We start from the raw sequence: 20,733 nt of genomic DNA, 5'->3' as shown, positions 1-20,733 counted from the left end.
GATCTCCGGCCGGCCAGACCCGCGGACTCGGCGGCCCCGGTGGAGGGCCCGGCCCCCGACGACCTGGCCGCTCTTCTGTTCACCGGCGGCACAACTAGCACCGCCACGGGCTCGTCCTCGACGCGCCGCGCCGCGAACGCCAGCACCTCCAGCGAGCCCGCGTCGAGCCGGTGGACGTCGTCGGCCCAGCACAGCACGGGCCCCTTCCGCGCGGCCCGGCCCAGCAGCTCGCACACCGCCGTGAACAGCACGAACGGCGCGGCGCGGGGCGCGCCGGACAGGATCGCGGCGAGGGCGTCCCGGTGCGTCGGCGGCAGCTGGGCGACCTGTTCGGACAGGGGGCGCAGCAGCCGGTGCAGCCCCGCGTAGGGGACGCCGGTCTCGCCGGGCACCCCGGTCGTGCCGAGCGTGCGGAAGCCCGTGCCGGCGCCGCTCACGGCGGCCTCCAGGAGGGCCGTCCGGCCGATACCGGCGTCTCCGGCGACGACCAGTGCGCCGCCGTGCCCGTCCCGGGCCCGGTCGAGCATCGCCTCGATCGTCCGAAGGTCGCGTTCGCGTCCGTGCAGCCGTTCGTGTGTCATGCCGGTCCCTCCTCGGCGGGAACCACCCTCGCCCGCGAGCCGTGGGAGGCCCTATTGGACGGGGTCTCAAAAAGGGAAGGGGACCCTAGGGCAACACGGGCGCCCGGCACCGGTCCAGAGCGGGCTCCGGTTTCGGGGACGCGGCGCAACGCGGAGCGGCGGCCGTTGTGACCGCGCACAGTGTCGGCGTCCCACGATGGCCCGTGCGCCCCCGTGGTGGCACGATGAGGCCCCCGCGTTGTGCGGGGCGCGCCCGTTGCTGGAGGTGGCCCGCGATGAACGTCGGCCAGGTGGACGCCGATCGCACGATCATGCGCAAGGCGGTGCTGCGGCTCGCGGACCGGCTGCCGGACCTCGCCGACCGGCTCACCGCCGAGATCCTCTCCGGTGACCGCGGCGACCGCGACGACGCCTTCCGCCACGACGTGTGGGAGATGTGCCACACCGGGCTCGGGCACGGCTTCAAGACGATCCTGGACCCGGGCCGCGGCCGCGCCGACCTGGAGTGGGCGCGGCGGCTCGGGCAGCGGCGCGCGCACCAGGGGCAGCCGCTCGACCAGCTGCTGCGCTCCTACCGGCTCGCCGGGCGGGTGTTCTGGGAGGCCGTCGTCGAGGTCGTCGGACGGCACGACCCGGAGAACGTCGCGGCGCTGATCCGGCAGGCGACCCGCACCTGGGACACGATCGACCAGCAGTCCGGCGCGGCGGCCGCCGCCTACCACCGCACGGAGCTGGACCTCGCGCGGCGCAGCGAGGAGCGCGTCCAGGCGATCGTGGACGCCCTCCTGGACGGCCAGGGCGCCGACGGCGGGCTGCTCGCGACCGCCACGTCCGTCCTCGGGCTGCCCGCGACCGGCCGCTACGCCGTGGTGATGCTCGGCGCGGAGGGCGGTTTCGGGGACGGGGTGAACCGGCGGCCGGGCGACACCGGCGGGATGCGGTTCATCTGGCGGCTGCGCACCGACGCGCAGGTGGCGCTGGTCGCGCTCGGCGCCGCGGAGCTCGACGACCTCGTCGACGCCGTCCGCCCCTACGCCCGGTCGCACGCCGGCGTGAGCCCGGTCGTCGGCAGCCTCGCCGAGCTGGGCGGCGCCCGCTGGTTCGCCGAGCTGGCGCTGCGGACGTGCCGCGGCCCCGGCAACCAGATCGCCCGCCTGGACCGCCGGCTCCCCGACGCGCTCGTGCTGTCCCAGCCCCGTCTCGCCGGACGCCTCGGGGAGGTCGCGCTCGGCGGGCTCGGGGACGTCGACCCCGGGTTCCGCGACGCCCTGCTGACGACGCTGGAGACCTGGCTGGAGTGCGGCGGCTCGGCGGCCCGCGCGGCCGACCGGCTGTTCTGCCACCGCAACACCGTCCTGAACCGGCTCCGCAGGATCGAGCGGCTCACCGGGCGGACCCTCGCCCGGCCCGGCGACCTGGTCGAGCTCGTCCTCGCGCTGAGCGCGCTGCGGCTGCACGGCCCCGGGGACGGCGGGCCCGGCCCGAACGCCGAGGGGCCGCCCGCGCGGGGAGGCGGGCGGCCCGGCCGGTAGGGGGTCCGGTCGGCGACCGGGGTCAGGAGTTCGGGCAGGTGTCCCGGTACTCGGAGATGGTGAGGTCGCGCGAGGGCGCCGGGCACAGGAACTGGTCGTAGCGGGTGTCGTTGTCGATGTACCGCTTGAGCCAGGAGATGCTGTACTTCGCGATCGTCGTGTTCGAGGTGTTGGGCGCGAAGTGGCTGGCGCCCGCCAGCTCCAGGTACGCCTTCTCCGACGCCGCCGGGATGCTCTCGTAGAACGGCTGGGAGTGCGTGGCGACCGGCGCGACCGTGTCCGCCTGCGCGCCGATGATCATGGTGGGGACGCGCACGTCCGAGAAGTTCTTCTGCAGGTCCCACGGCGTCAGCGGGATCGCGGCCTGGAGCTGCGGCCGGTCCTCGGCGGCCTCCAGCGTCCCGCCGCCGCCCATCGAGTGGCCCATCACGCCGAGCCGGGTCGTGTCGATCCGGGTCCGGACGGTGCTGCGCTGCGTGAGGTAGTCGAGCGCGGCCTCCAGTTGCCGGGCGCGGCTGTCGGGCTGGTCGAGGCGGGTGAGGGTGTCGATCGTGAAGATGACGAAGCCCTGCGAGGCGAGCCGGGGCCCGAGCCAGGCCATGCTGGTCTGGTCGGCGGTGTAGCCGGGCGCCACTGCCACGGCGCCGAAGGTCCCCTCGGCGGTGCTCGTCGGGTAGTAGATCGTTCCGCCGCCGAAGCCGGTGACGCTCAGGGACGACACGCTCGTCTGGGACGTCGCGAACGGGCCGCGGAGGGCCTCGATGCTCTGCTGCGTCGGGGCGGGGCCGCGCTCGTAGGGGTTGTCGGCGGCCCGGGCGGTCTGGGGGACGGCGATGGCGGCCGCGGTCAGCGCCGCGGCCAGCGCCGTCTTCGCCGCGCGTGCGGTGAGGGTGGGCACGTCGGTTCGCTCCTGTTCCGGGGGGCGGAGCCGAGGGGCGGCTCCGGAAACGGGGCGGGGCCGGTCACCCGGCTCCGGGACGCACATTCTCGGCCCGCGCCGCGTCCGCCGACATCGGCGAAATCACCGGCCATTCCGGACGACCGCCCTGACCAGCCGGAAGAAGCCGAACGGCCGCAGCACGTCGTCGCGGCACCACAGCTGCGCCGGGACGGCGTCCCGGACGGTCACGTTCTCGACGACCTCGTACCCTGGCACCCGCCGCCGTGGTCCGGACTCGCGGGCGCGGGCGGCGGGGACGGCGGCCCTCGGAACGGGAAGCAGGGGCCGGGAAGCGGGGGACGGGTGGCAGGGGCGGTACCGGCGGGGCCGCGGTCGGCACGGGTGATCGTCGGGGTGGTGCTCGCCTCGTTCGCCGCGGTGTACGCGCTGGCGGCGCCCTCGCGGACTGAGGGCGCCGCGCGGGCGGCCGCGGCGACCGCCCTCGTGCTGGTAGTCCTGCTGGCCCAGTTCGTCCAGGTCGTGCCGCGCTGGCGGCGATGGCGCGGCGGCTGGAGCCTGGCCGCGCAGGCGGCCGCCGCCTACGCGGGCGTCGTCGCGTTCGGGACGTCGGCTGGGATCCTCGGCTTCGTCGTCGGGTCGCTGCTGCTCGCGGGCGCCTGGCCGGCCGCCGCCTGCGTCCTGGCGAGCGCGGCGCTCGCGGACGCCCTGCGCGGCGGCGCGAGCGCCGACGTCACGATCAGCTGCCTGCTGACCGGGCTCGTCGTCTACGGGCTGGTGCGGCTGGCCGACCGGGCGGACGACGTCGCGGCGGCCCGGCTGCCCCTCACCGTGGCGGCCGTGGAACGGGAGCGGCTGCGGATCGCGGCGGAGCTGGACGGCGGGCTCGGCGACGGCCTGCGGGCGATCTCGGCCGGCAGCCGGCGCGCCCTCGACCGCCCGGAGTCCGTCGCGGACGTGCTGGCGGTGGCCAGGGAGTCGCTGAACAGGGCGCGCACGGCCGCGGCGGGGCTGCGGAGCATGTCGCTGGCCCCCGAGATGGCGGCGGCGCGGGCGCTGCTGGAGGCGGCGGACGTCCGGCCCGAGGTGCGCGAGGGCCACCGGGAGCCGCTCGGCCCGGCCGGGGCGCTGCTGGCGACGGTCCTGCGCGAGGCGGTGACGGACGTGGTGCGCGCCGGTTCCGCGCGGACCTGCCTGATCGCGACGTCGGAGCGGGGCGTCCTGGTCGGGCTGCGGGTGGTCAACGACGGCGTCCGCACGGCCGAGCGCGGCGCGGAGGGCCTGGAGCAGGCGGCGGAACGGGTGCGCGCGGCGGGCGGGACCTTCTCGGCCGGCCTGGACGGGGACGGCCGGTTCGCGGTGGAGGCCGCCGTCGCGGCGGGGGACCGCACCGTGAGCCTGCCCGACCGGGCGGCCTACCGGCTCTCGCTCGCGCTGCTGGCCGCGGTCCTGGCGGGGTTCTCCGTCAAGGGGCTGCTGCTGGTCCCGTGGGGGCCGCGGTGGCCGGCCGCCGCGGCGGGGCTGGCGCTGATCTCGGCGGTGGAGCTGCTCTGGGCCGGGCGCGGGCGGCCCCGGTGGTGGCCGCCGGTCCTGGCCGTCCTCTGCTTCGCCCCCCTCGCCGTCTTCGGGAAGGCGTGGCTGGGCGTCGCCGGGTTCCTCGCCGGGACGTTCCTGGTGGGGCTCCCCGCGTGGGCCGCCGTCCCGCTCGTGGCGGCGTCCATGGCGGTGACCGGCGCCGCCGCTCGGGCCCTCGGGCTCGGCGCCGCGGCCGTCGCCAACTACGTGGTCAGCACGCTGGTGACGGGCCTGGTGGTGTACGGGCTCGTCCGGCTGGCGCGGCTGGTGCGGGACCTGCGGGCGGCCGGGGACGAGCTGGCGAGGGCGGCGACCGTCCAGGAGCGGCTGCGCGCCGCCCGGGACCTGCACGACCTGCTCGGGCACAGCCTGGCGGCGATCCTGCTCAGGTGCGAGCTGGCCCGCCGGCTCGCCGGGGCGGACCCGGACCGCGCCCGCGCGGAGCTCGCCGAGGTCGTCGCCATGGCCGAGCAGGCCCGCGCGGACCTGCGCACCGCGACCGGCGGGGACGCCGAACTCGCGCTGGACGGTGAGGCGGCGTCGGCGCGGTCGGTGCTCGCCGCCGCCGGGGTCGAGGTCGAGACCGTCCTCGGGCACCCGGTCCTGGACGGGCGCGTGTCGGCGGTGCTCGGCACGGTCCTGCGCGAGGCGGTGACCAACGTGCTCCGCCACAGCGCCGCCACCCGCTGCACCATCGCGACCGGGGAGGACGGCGCCGCCGTCTGGCTGGTCGTGGAGAACGACGGGCTCGACCCGGCGGCCCCCCGGACGGCGCCCGGCGCCGGCATCGGGAACCTGACCACGCGGCTCGCCTCGGCGGGCGGAACGCTCAGCGCGCGCGCCGACGGAAAGGGATGCTTCCGGCTGGAGGCGAGGATCGGCTAGAGCCAGCCCGCTTCGCGTGCGATGCGCGCGGCGTCGGTGCGGCTGCGGGCGTTGAGCTTGGTGACGGCGGCCGTCAGGTAGTTGCGCACCGTCCCGGCGGACAGGTGGAGCCGCCCGGCGATCTCCGGGGCCTCCGCGCCCTCCGCCGCGAGCCGCAGCACGTCGGTCTCGCGCGGGGTGAGCGGGTTGTCGGCGAGGTCCCAGGCGGTGAGCGCGAGGTTCGGGTCGAGGACCCGCTCCCCGGCGGCGACCTTCCGGATGCCGGCGGCCAGCTCGTCCGGCGGCGCCGTCTTCAGCAGGAAGCCGCGGACCCCCGCCGTCAGGGCGCGGCGCAGGTGGCCGGGCTTGCCGTGCCCGGTGAGCATCAGCGTCGCGGTGTCGGGGAGGGCCTCGCGCAGCGCCGCCGCGGCCGCGAGGCCGTCCAGGCCCGGCATGTCGATGTCCAGCACGGCGACGTCGGGACGGGTCGAGCGGGCCGCGGGCAGCACCTCGTCCCCGCGCTCGACCTCGGCCACCACGGTGAGGTCGGGTTCGAGCCCCAGCAGGGCGGCGAGGGCGCCGCGCACCACGTGGTGGTCGTCGGCGAGAAGCACCTTGATCACGGCATATGTCTACCAGCCGGCGCCGACCGCCCCGGACGGCGTCACGCCCGGACCCATGACGAGGTCACGGGTGGCCGGTGATCTCCTCTCTGGTGGCCGGAACCGCAGGTCACAAGACTTGTGGGCATGAACGACGCGGTGCGCGTGGACGCGGTGAGCCTGAACGCGGTGAGCAAGGTCTACGGACGGGGCAGGGGAGCGGTGGCGGCGCTGCGGGAGGTGACGGCGACCCTCCCGCGGGGCCGGCTCACGGCGGTGATGGGGCCGTCCGGCTCGGGCAAGAGCACGTTCCTGCACTGCGCCGCGGGTCTCGACACGCCCACGTCCGGCACGGTCCGGCTGGGGGACACCGAGCTGTCCTCCATGAACGAGACGAAGCTGACCGAGCTGCGCAGGCGGCGCGTCGGCTTCGTGTTCCAGGCGTTCAACCTGGTGTCGTCCCTGACGGTGGAGCAGAACATCACCCTTCCGCTGCGCCTGTCGCGCACCCGCCCGGACAAGGCGTGGCTCACGGAGGTGGTCGCCCGCGTGGGGCTGGCGGACCGGACCGGGCACCGGCCCGGGCAGCTGTCCGGCGGGCAGCAGCAGCGGGTCGCGATCGCGCGCGCACTGGTGACGCGCCCGGACGTCGTGTTCGGGGACGAGCCCACGGGCGCGCTCGACACGATGACGGCCCGGGACGTGCTGACGCTGCTGCGCGAGACCGTGGACGGCATGGGCCAGACGGTCGTGATGGTCACGCACGACCCGGTCGCCGCCTCCTACGCCGACACGGTGCTGTTCCTCGCGGACGGACGGATCGTCGACTCGATGGACGCCCCGTCCAGCGACAAGGTCGCCGCCCGCATGACCCGGCTGGGAGCGTGGAAGTGATGTTCGGAATCGTGCTCAGCACGCTGCGCCATCGCAAGGCGGGCTTCGCGGGGGCGTTCGCCGCGCTGCTGTGCGCGGCGGCCCTGATCTGCGCGTGCGGCGTCCTGCTCGACACGGGCCTGCGCGGCTCCGTCGCGCCGGAACGGTACGCGGGGGCGCCGGTCGTCGTCACCGGCGACCAGTCCGTCCACCAGGTGGTCGTCAAGAAGAAGGGCAAGCGCAAGCACAAGGCCAAGCCGCTCGCCGAGCGCGTGTGGCTGCCCGCCTCCGTCGCCGCCCGGGTCCGGGCGGCGGACGGCGTCCGGGACGTCGTCACCGAGGTGACGTTCCCCGCCGAGATCGGCGCCCCCGAGGAGGACCGCCCGTCCTGGGGCCACGGGTGGGAGTCCGCCGCGCTCACCCCGTTCACCCTCCGCGAGGGCCGCGCCCCGGCCGCGGACGACGAGATCGTGGTCGACGCCGCCACGGCGCGCGCCCGCCGCCTGCACCCGGGCACGTCGGTGCGGGTCGAGGCCGCCGTCCCCGGCGCCTACCGCGTCGTCGGGGTGACCCGGCAGGCGCTCGCGCACCAGACCGCCGTCTTCTTCTCGACGGCTCAGGCGGCCCGCCTGTCCGGCCGCGGCGGCATGGTCACCGCCGTCGGCGCCCGCGGCTCCACCAGGGCCGTCGAGGACGCCGTGCGCGGCACCGGGGCGACCGTCCACACTGGCGGCGACCGGGGCCGGGCGGAGTTCCTCGGCGCGGAGAAGGCCCGCGTCAAGCTCATCTCCCTGGGCGGCGCCCTCGGCGGGACGGCCCTGCTCGTCGCCGTCCTCGTGGTGTCCGGGACGTTCGCGCTGTCGGTGCGGCAGCGGGAGCGCGAGGTCGCGCTGCTGCGCGCGGTCGCCGCGACGCCGCGGCAGGTCCGCCGGATGATCGGGGGCGAGGCGCTGCTGGTCGGGCTCGTCGCGGGACCGCTCGGCGCGGCGGCCGGCCTGCCGCTGGCGTTCCAGCTGCGGGACGAGTTCCGCGGGCTCGGCGCCCTGCCGCCCAACCTGGACCTCGTCGTCGGCCCGTTCCCGCCGCTCGCCGCCGCGCTCGCCACCGTCCTCGCGGCCGTGGCCGCACCCCGGATCACCGCCCGCGGCGCGGCCCGGGTCCGGCCCGTCGAGCCCCTCGGCGACGCGGCGACGGGCCGCGCCCGGCTCGGCGCCGTCCGGATCGCGGCCGGGCTGGCCGTCGCGGCCGGGGCCGCCGCCCTGACGGCGCTGCTGGCGCACCTCGACACGGAGGCGGCGTCCAGCCCGGTGACGATGCTGACCGCGATCGTCTGGACCGCGGCCGTCGCGCTCCTCGGCCCCGCCCTCGTCCGGGCCGCGGTCGCCGGGCTCGCCGTCCCGCTCCGGCTCCTGCCGGGCGGCGGGCACCTGGCGGCCGCCAACCTCGCCGCGGCCGCCCGGCGCCGGGCGTCCGTCGTCACCCCGCTGACGCTGATGATCGGGCTGACCTCGACGATCCTGTTCACGCAGACGACGATCGGCCACGCCGCGACACGGCAGGCGCGCGAGGGCACGGTCGCCGCGCACGCCGCCGGCCCCGCGGTCCCGCACGGCACCGCCGAGCGGCTCCGCCGGACGCCCGGTGTGACCGCCGTGACCGAGGTCCTGCACGGCACCGTCCGGGTCGGCCTGGAGAACTACGGCGTCCAGGGCGTCACGCCGGCGGGCCTCGACCGCACCATGGACCTGGACGTCCGGGCCGGGTCGCTCGACCGCCTGGACGCCTCCGGCATCGCGGTCAGCGCCACCGCCGCCCGGCGCCTCGGCGTCCGGCCCGGGGACCGGCTCGCGCTCACCCTCGGGGACGGCACGCCGTTCCGGCCCACCGTGATCGCCGTCTACGGGCGCGGCCTCGGCTTCGGCGACCTCACCGTCGACCGCGACCTGCTGGCCGCCCACGTCGACGACCCCCGCGGCGCGCTGCTGATCGCGGGCGCCCCGCCGCGCGGTCTCCCGGTCGCGGCCCCGGGCGCGCTCGCCGAGGCCCGGACGGCCGGGAACGCCGAGGTCGCCTACGTCGCGATGGGGCTGATCATCGCGTTCACCGCGATCGCCGTGGTGAACACCCTCGCGATGGCCACCGCGGGCCGGGCCCGCGAGTTCGCCGTGCTGCGCCTCGCCGGGACGACCCGGCGCCAGGTCATGGCGATGCTCGGGTGGGAGACGCTGGCCGTCGTCGTGATCGCCGCCGTCCTCGGCACGGCCGTCGCCCTCGCCGCGCTCACCGCGTTCGGCGCGGGCATGACAGGAGGCCCTCCGCACGTCCCGCCGCTCGGCCACCTGGGGGTCCTCGCCTGGGGCCTCCTGCTCGCCGCGGCCGCGACCTTCCCGGCCGCCCGCCTCGCCATGGCCTCCCGCCCCGCCGACGCCGTCGGCGCCCGCGAGTGACGGTCAGGCGCGGCAGCGGGTGGTGCCGCCGTTGACGTGGAGGATCTGGCCGACGAGCGTCGGAAGGCGCTCGTCGGCCAGGAACGCGACCGCCGCCGCGATCTCCTCGGGGGTCGCGATCCGGCCGAGTGGCGTCCGGGCGGCGTACCGGGCGCGGATCTCCTCGACGGACACCCCGGCGGCGGTCGCGTCCGCCTCCAGCAGCGGCGTGTCCATCGCGCCCGGCGCGACGGCGTTCACCGCGATGCCGAGCGGGGCGAGTTCGCGGCCGAGCGACTTGGCGAGCGCGACGACGCCCGCCTTGGACGCCGAGTAGGCGCTCGCCTCCGGCCATCCGACCACGCCCCACTCGGACGAGGTCAACACCATCCGGCCGCCGCCGCGCTCGACCATGCCCGGCATCACGGCCTGCGCGCACGCGAACGTCCCGCCGAGGTCGATGTCGACCGTCCGCCACCAGTCGTCGAGGTCCTCCGACCTGGTGAACGGAGCCATCTCCAGCCGACTGGCGCAGGTGACGAGGAGCGCGATCTGCCCGCCCGTACGGCGCTCGACCTCCGCCACCATCGCGGTGACCGCCGCCGGATCGGAGACGTCGGCCGGCGCGGCGATGCCGTTCAGCTCGGCGGCGAGCCCGGCCACGTCCCGCCCGGGACGGTCGTTGAGGACGACCAGGCGGCCGTCGGCCGCGAGCCGGCGCGCCACCGCCTCGCCGAGCCCGCCGGCCGCCCCAGTGATCAGCGCGATCGTCATCAGACCACCGTCCCCGCGTTCGGGGACAGGACCTCGCCGGTGCAGAACGTGCCGTCCTCGATGAGGTAGGCGACGGCGAGCGCGACCTCCTCCGGGGAGGTCAGCCGCCCGGCCGGCACGCCCTGCAGATAGGACGGCCTGCGCCAGGGCGAGTCGTAGGGGAGCATCGGCGTGTCGGTCGGGCCGGGCGCCACCGCGTTCACCCGTACCCCGGACGGTCCGAGCTCCGCCGCCAGCGACCGGACGAACCCGAGCACCGCGCCGGTGGCCGCCGCGTAGTGCGCCTCGGCGCTCGCGCCGCCGACGGCGAGGTGAGAGGTGATCGCCACCATGCTCCCCCGGCCGCGCTCGGCCATTCCCGGCGCGAGGGCGGCGCACATGTTCACCACGCCGCCGAGGTGCACCCGCAGCATCCGCCGCCAGTCGGGCCAGGCGATGTCGGACACCGGGACGATCATGTGGTGCCCGGCCGCGTTCACCGCCGCCTCCACCGGGCCGAGCTCCCGCTCGATCCGCCGGACCGCCGCGCGCACCTGCGCGGGTTCCGCCACGTCCACGCTCACCGAGTGGTCGGTGTCCGGGGCCTGGCGCAGGTCGAGGCCCGCCGTCCGCCAGCCGCGTCCCGCCAGCTCGCGCACCAGCGCGGCGCCGACGCCGCCGGCCGCCCCGGTGACCAGCGCGACCCGCCCGTCCATGAGATCACCTCGCAACGCTCCGAAAGCACCAGGCAAACCCGGCATAACCGCTGGTGACAAGCGTCATGGGGATTTCTTGGCCGAACCCACCGCGGCGCGCCCGACCTTTCGTGCACTTGCCCAAAACACGGTCACGGGCGCGGGAGGGCACCCGGGCGGGGTGAGAGGGTGAGGATGTGACCAGCGATTCCACGCTGCCGCACCTGACCGTCCGGCAGCTCCTCGAGGTGCCGCGCTTCCGGCTGCGCCTTGTCGCCGGGCAGGACGGTCTCGACCGCCCGGTCCGCTGGGCGCACTCCACCGAGCTCCTCGACCCCGGCCCCTACCTGCACGGGCACGAGATCGTGCTGACGGTCGGCGCGTCGCTGCGGGACGGGGGCGCGTGCGCCGCGTTCGCCGGTTCGGTCAAAGCAGCCCGCGCGAGCGCCGTCGGCTACGGGATCGGCGACGTGACCGACGCCGTCCCCGAGGAGCTGCGCGACGCCTGCGACCGCGTCGGCCTCCCGCTGCTGGAGGTGCCGCGGGAGGTCCCGTTCCTCGGGTTCACCGAGTGGTTCGCCGAGCGGCTCGCGTCCGTCGGCGACGAGCGGCACGAGCGGGAGGAGACCGGGCGGCTGCTGCGCATGGTGCGCGACGGGCTCGCGTCCGCCGAGGCGCTGCGGCCCCGGATCGACGAGGCCGGGCTCGACCCCGCGTCCCTGCTGGTGATCGCGATGGACGGCGCGGTCGAGGAGGAGCTGCCCGGCGTCCTCGGCCTGGACGACCACACGGCCCTGCTCGTCACCAACGACGCGCACGCCTGGGCCGAGCCCGCCGGCGTCGGCAGCCCCGGCCCGCTGGAGCACCTGCCGGTCTCGCTCACCGAGAGCCTCACCGCCCTGGACACCGCGCGCCGCACCGGCGGGGTCGTGCACGCCGCCGACCTCGCCACCTTCCAGGCCCTCCTCGGCCGCCTCGACCAGGAGCAGCTCGCCCCGTTCGCCGAACAGATCGCCCGTCCGCTGAGGGAGTACGACGCCGCGCACGGCACCCGCCTCACCGAGACGCTGCGCACCTTCCTGGACATGGGCGGCGCGGTCGGCGCGACGTCGCGGGCCCTGTACCTGCATCCCAACACCCTGCGCCACCGGCTGTCCCGGATCGAGTCGCTGACCGGCCGCGACCCCATGCGGTTCGAGGACCGGGTGGCGCTCGCGATCGCCGTCTGGGCGGGCCGCTGAGGGCCGTCCCCCTGGACGCTCTCAGGCTGGACGAGGCGAATGTCCGAAACGCCGCATTGAAGAAACGTGTGATTAGGTGCGGTGCCGGGTGACGGTTTTTCAAGAATCACCTGATATAGGCGACTATGAGGGTTTGGAGCCTTCGGTCACGGGCGCCGCTCGGTCAAGTAAAATCTTGGAAAAGTGAAAGGTGAATTTCCGCGGTGGTCCGGCCGGTTCATCCTGGCGGCGCGGACACCGATCCGTGTCCCGCCCGTAAGAGATCGATCGGTCCTCCGGGCGGAGGGCGTTCGGCGATCGCTTTCGTCACACCTGGCGCACGCGCCACCCGATTTTCGGGGTTTCCGCCACTCTGTGTATTCATTATCGTCCCGAATCGGTGCGCGGACAGGTCCGAATTTCACTTTTCCGGCCGCCTCTGGGGCGCGGGGTCTAGGTTTGCCGCGAGAGGTGCCCGTACCTGCTGGAAGGAGCGTCAGACATGACGGATACCACCCGGGGCCCGGGAAAGGGATCGGACACCAAGATCAACACAGAGGTGCCGCAGTCGGCGCGGATCTGGAACTACTGGCTCGGGGGGACCGACAACTACGAGGTCGACCGGCTCGCCGGCGACCACTACGTCTCGCTGTACCCGGGCATCGTGGAGATCGCCCGCGCGGGCCGCTACTTCATGGACCGGGCGATCCGGTTCCTCGCCCGCGAGCGGGGGATCCGCCAGTTCATGGACTGCGGGACCGGCCTTCCCACCGTCGACAACACCCACGAGATGGCCCGCCGCGCCGCCCCCGACGCCAAGGTCGTCTACGTCGACAACGACCCGCTCGTCCTCGCGCACGCCCGCGCCCTGATGAACGAGGGCCGCACCGCCTACATCGACTGCGACCTGCACGACCCGAAGACGATCATGGACCGGGCCTCGGAGCTGCTGGACCTGTCTCAGCCCGTCGGCCTGATGATCATTGGCGTGCTGGGGCACATCGTCGACCCGGACGAGGCCTACGGCGTCGTCCGCGGGCTGATGGACCCGCTGCCCTCCGGCAGCTACCTCATCCTGCACGACTCCACCGACGAGAACGCGCGGTTCAACGCGGCGCAGCGCGCCTACGACGAGACCGGCGCGATCCCGTTCCGGCTGCGCGACCCCGAGTTCATCCGCGGCTACTTCGACGGCCTGGAGCTGGAGGAACCGGGGCTGGTGACGAGCGGGGCGTGGCGTCCCGAAGTCGGGCCGATCGAGGGCGAGAGCCTGCCGACCAGGTGCGGGGTGGCCCGTAAACCCTGACGCGCCGTGCCGGGAACCGTCTCCGGGGTCCGGGCCGCGTGGCCGGGACGGTAAGTAACATACGGTCTTATCTCCGACGCGGAGCGTGAACTATAGTCGGAGCGGTCGTCCATGCCGTCTTCCGATGAGGAGTCCCCCCTTGGCCTCCGTCACGATCACCGGCAGCAGGAAACCGCCGCCCGGGCGCAGCGCTCCGGCCGGCGCGGTCCCCGCGCAGGGCGACCCGTTCGTCCCGCGCATGCTGCTCGGCAAGCGGCTCCGCGAGCTGCGGGAGGCGGCCGGGCTGCCCCGGCCCGGGGCCGGCCTGGCGATCGGCGCGTCCGAGTCGAAGATCGCCAGGCTGGAGCTGGGCCGCACGGGCGCCAAGGCCGCCGACGTCGCCGGCCTGCTCGACCGCTACGGCGCCGACCCCGGCGAGCGCGCGACCCTGCTCGCCCTGGCCGAGCAGACCGGCGCGCGGCCCTGGTGGCACGGCGACGCCGACATCGTGCCGCGCTGGGTCCGCGACTACCTGAGCGCCGAGCAGGCGGCCAGGCTGGTCCGCACGTTCGAGGCCCAGTTCGTCCCCGGCCTGCTCCAGACCGAGGACTACACCCGCGGCCTGGTCCGCGGCCTGCGCCCCGAGTCCGAGGACGAGGTCGAGCGGCGCGTCGAGTTCCGGATGCGGCGCCAGCGCGTCCTGCGGCGCCGGCCGCGCCCCCTCAACCTCTGGGTCGTGCTCGACGAGGGGGCGCTGTGGCGTCCCGTCTGCGCGCCCGAGACGATGCGGCTGCAGATCAGACACATCATCGAGCAGTGCAGGCGGCCGAACGTCACGATCCAGATCGCGCCCCTCGGCATCTCCGGCCAGGTGGCCGGCGACGGGTCGCTCACGCTCGTCCGGTTCCCGCAGCAGGGCCTCCAGGACATGGTCTATCTGGAGCGTCCCGACAATGCCGTCTACCCGACGCGGCGCGCCGACATCGAGCACCACTGGCACATTTTCAACACGCTGGTCACCGAGGCCGCACCGCCCGAGCAGACGCCCCGGATACTCGCGCGAATCCTCACCACCTACTGAGCCGGCCACCGCCCGTTCCGCCCGGATCGCCGCCTCCATCCCGCCAGGTAATGATCGTCCACAGGTGAATGCGCGGTGACCGCCGGTGATCGCCGGACTCTCCGATTCCCTGTTCCCGCCTGACCGCTTCCGGCCTATTTTCATAAAGGACGGAAAATCGGGAGGCTCGGCGCGGCCGATCGGGGACGTACGCGTCATGGGCCCCGTCGATGGCCATGTTTACCGGCCGGCCACCCGGTTAACGGGCATCGATGTACGCCCCCGCGCCGCCACCGCCCCAGGGGGAACGCCATGTCCGTCAGCGAGCGTTTGTGGAACGCCACCGAGGAACGCCGGGCGAGGACCGAACTGCAGTCCGGGGAGAACTTCCCCGTCGCCTCCCGGCTGCTGCCCGCGCGCCACCGCGCGCATCTGCTCAACGTGTACGGGTACGCCCGCCTGGTCGACGACATAGGGGACGAGGCGCCGCCGGGCGAGCGGGCCGGTCTCCTCGATCTCGTCGAGCGCGACCTCGACCGCGTCTACGCGGGGGAGCGGCCGGACCTGCCCGTGCTGCGCGACCTCGCCGCGACGATCGTCGCCCGCCGCATCCCCGCCGAGCCGTTCCGCCGCCTGGTCCGGGCGAACCGCCAGGACCAGGAGGTCACCCGGTACGCGACGTTCGACGACCTCCTCGGCTACTGCGCGCTGTCCGCCGATCCGGTCGGGCACATCGTCCTGCACGTGTTCGGCGCCGCCACGCCGGACCGGCTGCGCCTGTCGGACCGGGTGTGCTCCGCGCTGCAGATCATCGAGCACTGCCAGGACGTCGGCGAGGACCACCGCAACGGGCGCGTCTACCTGCCCGCGGACGACCTGCGGCGGTTCGGGTGCGTCGAGGACGACCTCACCGCCCCGGCGACCCCGACCCGGCTGCGCGGCGTCGTGGCGCTCCAGGCGAGGCGGGCGCGGCGCATGCTCGACGAGGGCGCCGGGCTCACCGGCGGGCTCCGGGGGTTCGCGCGCATCGCCGTCGCCGGATACGTCGCGGGCGGCCTCGCCGCCCTCGACGCGCTGGAGCGCGCCGCCTACGACGTCCTGCCGGGCCCGCCGCGGCCGAGGAAGGTGCGGCTGCTCGCCGAGTGGTCGCGGACCATGGGAAGGAGAAGGGCAGCTTAGATGGACGCTTCCACCGCCTACCGGCACTGCGAGAGCGTCGTGCGCTCCCAGGCGCGCAACTTCTCGTACGGGATCCGGCTGCTTCCCCCGCCCAAACGGCGGGCCCTCAGCGCCGTGTACGCGTTCGCCCGGCGGATCGACGACATCGGCGACGACCACGGCGCGCCCGCGGCGGACCGGCTCGCGAAGCTCGCCGCCGAGCGGGCGCGGCTCGCCGAGCCCGGTGCCCATCCCTCCGACCCGGTGCTGGTCGCGCTGGCCGACGCCGCCCGCCGCCACGCGATCCCCCTCGACGCGTTCGGCGAGCTGATCGACGGCTGCGAGGCCGACGTGCGCGGCGAGACCTACGACACCTTCGACGATCTCCTCTGGTACTGCCGCTGCGTCGCCGGGGCCGTCGGCCGCCTGTCGCTCGGCGTGTTCGGGGCGGCCGACCCCGCCGCGGCCGTGCCGCGCGCCGACGCGCTCGGCGTCGCGCTCCAGCTGACGAACATCCTCCGCGACGTCCGGGAGGACGGGGCGAACGGCCGTGTCTACCTCCCCGCCAAGGACCTCGCCCGGTTCGGGTGCACCCTGGAGCGCGACGAGGCGGGCCGGACGACCGACGACCCCGACCGGCTGGCGGGCCTCGTCCGGTTCGAGGCGGACCGGGCGGGGCGGTGGTACGCCGACGGCCTGAAGCTGCTGCCCATGCTCGACCGGCGCAGCGCCGCGTGCGCGGGCGCGATGGCGGGCATCTACCGGCACCTGCTGCGGCGTATCACGGCCGACCCGCTGACCGCGCTGGAGACGCGGACGTCCCTGCCCGCCTGGGAGAAGGCGACCGTGTCCGCCATGGCGATGGCCGGGATCCACCGGTGAGCGCCCGCGACGGCGCCCCGCCGGAGGTCGCGATCGTCGGCGGCGGGCTCGCCGGGGTCACCACCGCGCTGGCGCTCCAGGAGACGGGGGTGCGCGCGACGATCTACGAGGCGCGTCCCCGGCTCGGCGGCGCCACCCACTCGTTCTCGCGGGACGGGCTGACGGTCGACAACGGGCAGCACATCTTCCTGAAGTGCTGCTCGGCGTACCGGGGCCTGCTCGCACGGCTGGACGCCCAGGACCGCGTCCGCGTCCAGGACCGCTTCGACGTCCGCGTCCTGACCCCGGACGGCCGCGCCGGACGGCTCCGCCGTGCGGTGTCCACTGCACGGCTCCGCCGTGTGAAGGCCCCCGGCCCCCTGCACCTGCTGCCCGCGCTCGCCGGGTACCGGCTGCTTTCGCCGGCCGACCGGCTGCGGGCGGTCGGCGCGTCGCTGGCGCTCGACCGCCTCGACCTCTCCGACCCGTCGCACGAGCGGATCAGCATGGGCACCTGGCTCGCCGAGCACGGGCAGGGGCCCTGGGCGCGCGAGGCGCTCTGGGAGCTGTTCGTCACGGCCGCGCTCAACGCCCGGCTGGACGGCGCCGCGCTCGGCCCCGCCGCGTTCGTGTGCCGGACCGCGCTCCTCGGCCGCCCGGACGCCGCCGACATCGGCGTGCCGGCGGTCCCGCTCGGCGACCTGCACGGCGCGCTCCCGGCGGCCAGGATCGAGCGGGACGGCGGCCGGATCCACCTGAACGCGAAGGTGACGGCGATCGACGCCGGTCCGAAGCTCGTCGTGAACGGCGCCCCGGTCGGCGCCGACGCCGTCGTGGTCGCCGTGCCCCACCGGGCGGCGGCCGCGCTCGTCCCCGAGGAGGCGGCCCCCGGCCGGGCGCGCTGGGCCGGCCTCGGCTCCAGCCCGATCGTCAACGTCCACGTCGTCTACGACCGTCCCGTCCTGCGGGTCGACGGCGCCGACCCGCCGTTCGCCGCGGCGGTCGGCTCGCCCGTCCAGTGGGTGTTCGACCGCACCGCGGTCAGCGGCCTCACCGGCGGCGGCCAGTACCTGGCGGTCTCGGTCTCGGCGGCCGACCGCTGGATCGACACGCCCACCGCCGCGCTGCGCGCGGTCTACCTCGCCGAGATGGAGCGGCTGTTCCCGGCCGCGCGCCGCGCCCGCGTCACCGACTTCTTCGTGACGCGGGAGCGGCACGCGACGTTCCGCCAGAGCCCCAGCAGCGAGGCGCTGCGCCCCGCGTCCGCGACCCGGCTGCCGTGGCTGTTCCTCGCCGGCGCGTGGACGGACACGGGCTGGCCGGACACGATGGAGGGAGCCGTGCGCAGCGGCCTGACCGCGGCCCGGCTCGTCCGCCGCCACCTGCGCCGGACGGCCCCGGACGGGGTGAGCGGGCGATGACCGTCCCGACCTCGATCACCGGCGGGCGCGCCCTGGTCGACCAGGCCATGCGCGCGTCCGCGGAGCGGCTCGACCCGTGGACCCGCCGCGTCGTCGCCTACCACCTCGGCTGGACCGACGAGAACGGGGAGCCCGCCGCCGCGGGCGGCAAGGCGCTGCGCCCCGCGCTGGCGCTGCTGTCCGCGCGGGCCGCCGGCGCGTCCGAGGAGACGGCGCTGCCCGGCGCCGTCGCCGTCGAGTTCGTGCACGCGTTCTCGCTGCTGCACGACGACATCATGGACGGCGACCGGACCCGCCGGCACCGCCCGGCCGCCTGGACGGTGTTCGGCCCGTCCGCCGCCATCCTCGGCGGCGACGCGCTGATGGCGCTGTCGGAGAACCTGCTCCTGGACCAGCAGACGCGCGGCGCCCACTGGGCGGCGCGCGCGCTGACCGCCGCCGCGCAGCGGCTCATCGCGGGCCAGGCGCTCGACATCGGATTCGAGCAGCGCGACGACGTCGCCCTCGACGAGTGCCTGGCGATGGCGGCCGACAAGACGGGCGCCCTGCTCGCCTGCGCGTGCTCGATCGGGGCGATGCTGGCCGAGGGCCCCGCCCGGCTCGTCACCCACCTGACCGGCTTCGGCGCCGAGATGGGCCTCGCGTTCCAGCTCGTCGACGACCTGCTCGGCATCTGGGGCAGCCCGGACGCGACCGGCAAGCCCGTCCTGGCCGACCTGCGGGCGCGCAAGAAGTCGCTCCCGGTGGTGTACGCGCTGAACGCCGGGCGCCCCGAGTCGCGGCGGCTCGCCGCGCTGTACGCCGACCCCGGGGCGCCGTCCGACGACGCCCTGCGGGAGACGGCCCGGCTCGTCGAGGCGGCGGGCGGGCGCGACTGGGCCTCCGCCGAGGCCGACCGCCGCGTCGCCGCCGCCGGGCGCCACCTCGACGAGTCCGGCATGGACGGCGCCGTGGCCGCCGAGTTCCGCGACATCGCCCTGTTCGTCACCTCCCGGGACCACTGACCCCGCCGCGCCGGCGAGAAGGGAAGCGCTGCATGACCACCACCGACGTGTCCGGACTCACCGGCGCGGCCGCCGCCGCCGTCGACGCCGCCCGCGACCGCCTGATCGGCCTCCAGTCGCCCGAGGGCTGGTGGAAGGCCGAGCTGGAGACCAACGTGACCATGGACGCCGAGGACCTGCTGCTCCGCCAGTTCCTCGGCATCCGCTCCGACGCCGACACCAAGGACGCGGCGCGCTGGATCCGCTCCCGGCAGCGCGACGACGGCACGTGGGCGAACTTCCACGGCGGCCCGGCCGACCTGTCCACCACGATCGAGGCGTACGTCGCGCTGAGGTTCGCCGGTGACCCGGTGGACGCCGCGCACATGCGCGAGGCCGCGGCCTACGTGCGGGAGGCGGGCGGCATCGAGGGCAGCCGCGTCTTCACCCGCGTCTGGCTGGCGCTGTTCGGCCAGTGGTCCTGGGACGACCTGCCGGTCATGCCGCCCGAGCTGATGTACCTGCCGAGCCGCGTCCCCCTGAACGTCTACGACTGGGCGTGCTGGGCACGGCAGACGATCGTCCCGCTGACGATCCTCGGGTCGCTGCGCCCGGTCCGGGCCCTGCCGTTCGACCTGCCCGAACTGCGCCGCGGCGTGATGCCGGCCCGGGAGGCCCGCGGCTGGGGGGCGGCGTTCAACGCCCTCGACCGCGTCCTGCACGTGTACGAGAGGCGGCCGGTGCGCCCGCTGCGCCGGGCGGCGCTGCGCCGGGCCGCCGACTGGATCGTCGCCAGGCAGGAGGCCGACGGCTGCTGGGGCGGGATCCAGCCGCCGTGGGTGTACTCGCTGATGGCGCTGCACGAGCTCGGCTACGGCCTCGACCATCCGGTCATCAGGCGCGGCCTCGACGGGCTCGAACGCTTCACGATCCGCGACGGGAAGGGACGCCGCCTTGAGGCGTGCCAGTCACCCGTCTGGGACACGGTCCTCGCCGTGAACGCGCTCGCCGACGCGGGGGTGGCCGCCGACCACCCGTCCCTGCTGCGGGCCGCCGAATGGATCGTCGGCGAGGAGGTCCGCGGGCCGGGGGACTGGGCGGTGAAGCGGCCGGACGTCCCGCCGGGCGGCTGGGCGTTCGAATTCGACAACGACGTCTACCCCGACACCGACGACACCGCCGAGGCGATCCTGGCGCTGCGCCGGGCCGCCTTACCGGCGGCGGAGGAGCCGATCAGGCGGGCCGTCCGCTGGCTGGAGGGGATGGCCTCGCGCGACGGCGGCTTCGGCGCCTTCGACGCCGACAACACCCGCGAGCTGTGCACGAAGCTGCCCTTCTGCGACTTCGGCGCCGTCATCGACCCGCCGTCCGCCGACGTCACCGCCCACGTCGTGGAGGCGCTGTCCAAGGAGGGCCTCGCGGAGTCGGCCGTGGTCAGGCGTGCCGTCGTGTGGCTGCTCCGGGCGCAGGAGGCGGACGGCTCGTGGTTCGGGCGCTGGGGGGCGAACCACGTCTACGGCACGGGAAGCGTGGTGCCCGCGCTCGTCGCGGCCGGGGTGCGTCCCGGCAAGCCCGCGATCCGGCGCGCCGTGGTCTGGCTGGAGGACCACCAGAACCCCGACGGCGGCTGGGGCGAGGACCTGCGCTCCTACGACGACCCGGCGTGGATCGGGCGGGGCGAGTCCACCCCGTCGCAGACGGCCTGGGCACTGCTGGCGCTGCTCGCCGCGGGCGAGCGCACCCCTGCCGTGGAGGCCGGCGTGCGGTGGCTCGTCGACCACCAGCGCCCGGACGGCAACTGGGACGAGGAGCAGTTCACCGGCACCGGCTTCCCCGGCGACTTCTACATCAACTACCACCTGTACCGCCTGGTCTTCCCCCTGAGCGCCCTCGGCCGCTACCTGGAGGGCGCGGCATGAGGCGGGGGCGCGGACCGGGCGGGACCG

The 20,733-nt window shown here is 75.6% G+C and carries 18 protein-coding genes; 12 read left to right on the top strand and 6 right to left on the bottom strand.

Annotated elements, in window-relative coordinates; genetic code table 11:
• Nucleotides 1-581: ATP-binding protein (locus tag ABWI04_RS21805; RefSeq protein WP_353833597.1), on the bottom strand; the 581-nt coding region annotated here is incomplete at its 3' end.
• 275 nt (nucleotides 582-856) lie between these two features.
• Between ABWI04_RS21805 and ABWI04_RS21800 the strand changes: the two genes are divergently transcribed.
• Nucleotides 857-2,113: a PucR family transcriptional regulator gene (locus ABWI04_RS21800; protein ID WP_345182679.1), complete on the top strand. Its 1,257-nt coding sequence runs from the start codon at nucleotides 857-859 to the stop codon at nucleotides 2,111-2,113.
• A gap of 22 nt (nucleotides 2,114-2,135) precedes the next feature.
• Here ABWI04_RS21800 and bdeA read toward each other — a convergent pair whose 3' ends face one another.
• Nucleotides 2,136-3,011 (bottom strand): bis(hydroxyethyl) terephthalate hydrolase, encoded by an 876-nt coding sequence (gene bdeA, locus ABWI04_RS21795; RefSeq protein WP_378190560.1) that lies wholly within the window; start codon nucleotides 3,009-3,011, stop codon nucleotides 2,136-2,138.
• A gap of 123 nt (nucleotides 3,012-3,134) precedes the next feature.
• Nucleotides 3,135-3,269: a hypothetical protein gene (locus tag ABWI04_RS21790; RefSeq protein WP_353833596.1), complete on the bottom strand. Its 135-nt coding sequence runs from the start codon at nucleotides 3,267-3,269 to the stop codon at nucleotides 3,135-3,137.
• Nucleotides 3,270-3,395: 126 nt separating this feature from the next.
• Between ABWI04_RS21790 and ABWI04_RS21785 the strand changes: the two genes are divergently transcribed.
• Nucleotides 3,396-5,471: a sensor histidine kinase gene (locus ABWI04_RS21785; protein WP_353833595.1), complete on the top strand. Its 2,076-nt coding sequence runs from the start codon at nucleotides 3,396-3,398 to the stop codon at nucleotides 5,469-5,471.
• Here the strand turns inward: ABWI04_RS21785 and ABWI04_RS21780 are convergent.
• Nucleotides 5,468-6,073, bottom strand: a complete 606-nt coding sequence (locus ABWI04_RS21780) for a response regulator transcription factor (protein WP_353833594.1) — start codon at nucleotides 6,071-6,073, stop codon at nucleotides 5,468-5,470. The genes ABWI04_RS21785 and ABWI04_RS21780 overlap by 4 nt on opposite strands.
• Nucleotides 6,074-6,199: 126 nt before the next feature.
• On the opposite strand from ABWI04_RS21780, the gene ABWI04_RS21775 reads away from it, so the two are divergent.
• Nucleotides 6,200-6,946, top strand: a complete 747-nt coding sequence (locus ABWI04_RS21775) for an ABC transporter ATP-binding protein (RefSeq protein ID WP_353833593.1) — start codon at nucleotides 6,200-6,202, stop codon at nucleotides 6,944-6,946.
• The gene (locus ABWI04_RS21770) at nucleotides 6,946-9,372 is read left to right on the top strand and encodes an ABC transporter permease (protein WP_353833592.1); all 2,427 of its coding nucleotides are present in this window, start codon (nucleotides 6,946-6,948) and stop codon (nucleotides 9,370-9,372) included. The genes ABWI04_RS21775 and ABWI04_RS21770 overlap by 1 nt, the downstream gene beginning before the upstream one ends.
• A gap of 3 nt (nucleotides 9,373-9,375) precedes the next feature.
• On the opposite strand, the gene ABWI04_RS21765 is transcribed toward ABWI04_RS21770, so the two are convergent.
• Both ABWI04_RS21765 and ABWI04_RS21760 read right to left on the bottom strand, forming a co-directional pair.
• Nucleotides 9,376-10,125 (bottom strand): SDR family NAD(P)-dependent oxidoreductase, encoded by a 750-nt coding sequence (locus ABWI04_RS21765; protein ID WP_345182672.1) that lies wholly within the window; start codon nucleotides 10,123-10,125, stop codon nucleotides 9,376-9,378.
• On the bottom strand, nucleotides 10,125-10,820 hold the full coding sequence (locus ABWI04_RS21760) for an SDR family NAD(P)-dependent oxidoreductase (RefSeq protein ID WP_345182671.1): 696 nt from the start codon (nucleotides 10,818-10,820) through the stop codon (nucleotides 10,125-10,127). The genes ABWI04_RS21765 and ABWI04_RS21760 overlap by 1 nt, the downstream gene beginning before the upstream one ends.
• Nucleotides 10,821-10,996: 176 nt before the next feature.
• Between ABWI04_RS21760 and ABWI04_RS21755 the strand changes: the two genes are divergently transcribed.
• The 8 genes from ABWI04_RS21755 (at nucleotide 10,997) to shc (ending at nucleotide 20,706) form a co-directional block, all read left to right on the top strand.
• Nucleotides 10,997-12,040: a PucR family transcriptional regulator gene (locus ABWI04_RS21755; protein WP_345182670.1), complete on the top strand. Its 1,044-nt coding sequence runs from the start codon at nucleotides 10,997-10,999 to the stop codon at nucleotides 12,038-12,040.
• 481 nt (nucleotides 12,041-12,521) lie between these two features.
• A complete protein-coding gene (locus ABWI04_RS21750) occupies nucleotides 12,522-13,325 on the top strand; it encodes an SAM-dependent methyltransferase (protein ID WP_345182669.1) in 804 nt (267 codons plus the stop codon).
• Between the two features lie 139 nt (nucleotides 13,326-13,464).
• Nucleotides 13,465-14,385 (top strand): helix-turn-helix domain-containing protein, encoded by a 921-nt coding sequence (locus ABWI04_RS21745; RefSeq protein WP_345182668.1) that lies wholly within the window; start codon nucleotides 13,465-13,467, stop codon nucleotides 14,383-14,385.
• A gap of 291 nt (nucleotides 14,386-14,676) precedes the next feature.
• Entirely contained in the window at nucleotides 14,677-15,543 is an 867-nt protein-coding gene (gene hpnC, locus ABWI04_RS21740; protein WP_353833591.1) for a squalene synthase HpnC, read from the top strand.
• Nucleotides 15,544-16,404, top strand: a complete 861-nt coding sequence (gene hpnD / locus ABWI04_RS21735; protein WP_353833590.1) for a presqualene diphosphate synthase HpnD — start codon at nucleotides 15,544-15,546, stop codon at nucleotides 16,402-16,404.
• Nucleotides 16,401-17,804, top strand: a complete 1,404-nt coding sequence (hpnE, locus tag ABWI04_RS21730; RefSeq protein ID WP_353833589.1) for a hydroxysqualene dehydroxylase HpnE — start codon at nucleotides 16,401-16,403, stop codon at nucleotides 17,802-17,804. The genes hpnD and hpnE overlap by 4 nt, the downstream gene beginning before the upstream one ends.
• On the top strand, nucleotides 17,801-18,808 hold the full coding sequence (locus ABWI04_RS21725; protein WP_353833588.1) for a polyprenyl synthetase family protein: 1,008 nt from the start codon (nucleotides 17,801-17,803) through the stop codon (nucleotides 18,806-18,808). Before hpnE ends, ABWI04_RS21725 begins: the two co-directional genes overlap by 4 nt.
• A 32-nt stretch (nucleotides 18,809-18,840) precedes the next feature.
• Nucleotides 18,841-20,706 carry a squalene--hopene cyclase gene (gene shc / locus ABWI04_RS21720; RefSeq protein WP_345182665.1) on the top strand — a complete coding sequence of 622 codons (1,866 nt, stop codon included), beginning with the start codon at nucleotides 18,841-18,843 and terminating at the stop codon, nucleotides 20,704-20,706.
• The last annotated feature ends 27 nt before the right edge of the window (nucleotides 20,707-20,733 follow it).

Source organism: Actinomadura sp. NPDC000929 (assembly GCF_040492065.1).
GTDB lineage: Bacteria > Actinomycetota > Actinomycetes > Streptosporangiales > Streptosporangiaceae > Spirillospora > Spirillospora verrucosospora.
Note: the sequence above shows the minus strand (reverse complement) of the source record. Positions and strands in the feature narration are given on the sequence as shown.

Coding starts and splice junctions, on each gene's coding strand:
- ABWI04_RS21800 (WP_345182679.1), top strand. CDS start 857: ATGAACGTCGGCCAGGTGGACGCCGATCGCACGATCATGCGCAAGGCG.
- ABWI04_RS21775 (WP_353833593.1), top strand. CDS start 6,200: ATGAACGACGCGGTGCGCGTGGACGCGGTGAGCCTGAACGCGGTGAGC.
- ABWI04_RS21770 (WP_353833592.1), top strand. CDS start 6,946: ATGTTCGGAATCGTGCTCAGCACGCTGCGCCATCGCAAGGCGGGCTTC.
- ABWI04_RS21765 (WP_345182672.1), bottom strand. CDS start 10,125: ATGACGATCGCGCTGATCACTGGGGCGGCCGGCGGGCTCGGCGAGGCG.
- ABWI04_RS21760 (WP_345182671.1), bottom strand. CDS start 10,820: ATGGACGGGCGGGTCGCGCTGGTCACCGGGGCGGCCGGCGGCGTCGGC.
- ABWI04_RS21750 (WP_345182669.1), top strand. CDS start 12,522: ATGACGGATACCACCCGGGGCCCGGGAAAGGGATCGGACACCAAGATC.
- hpnC (WP_353833591.1), top strand. CDS start 14,677: ATGTCCGTCAGCGAGCGTTTGTGGAACGCCACCGAGGAACGCCGGGCG.
- hpnD (WP_353833590.1), top strand. CDS start 15,544: ATGGACGCTTCCACCGCCTACCGGCACTGCGAGAGCGTCGTGCGCTCC.
- ABWI04_RS21725 (WP_353833588.1), top strand. CDS start 17,801: ATGACCGTCCCGACCTCGATCACCGGCGGGCGCGCCCTGGTCGACCAG.
- shc (WP_345182665.1), top strand. CDS start 18,841: ATGACCACCACCGACGTGTCCGGACTCACCGGCGCGGCCGCCGCCGCC.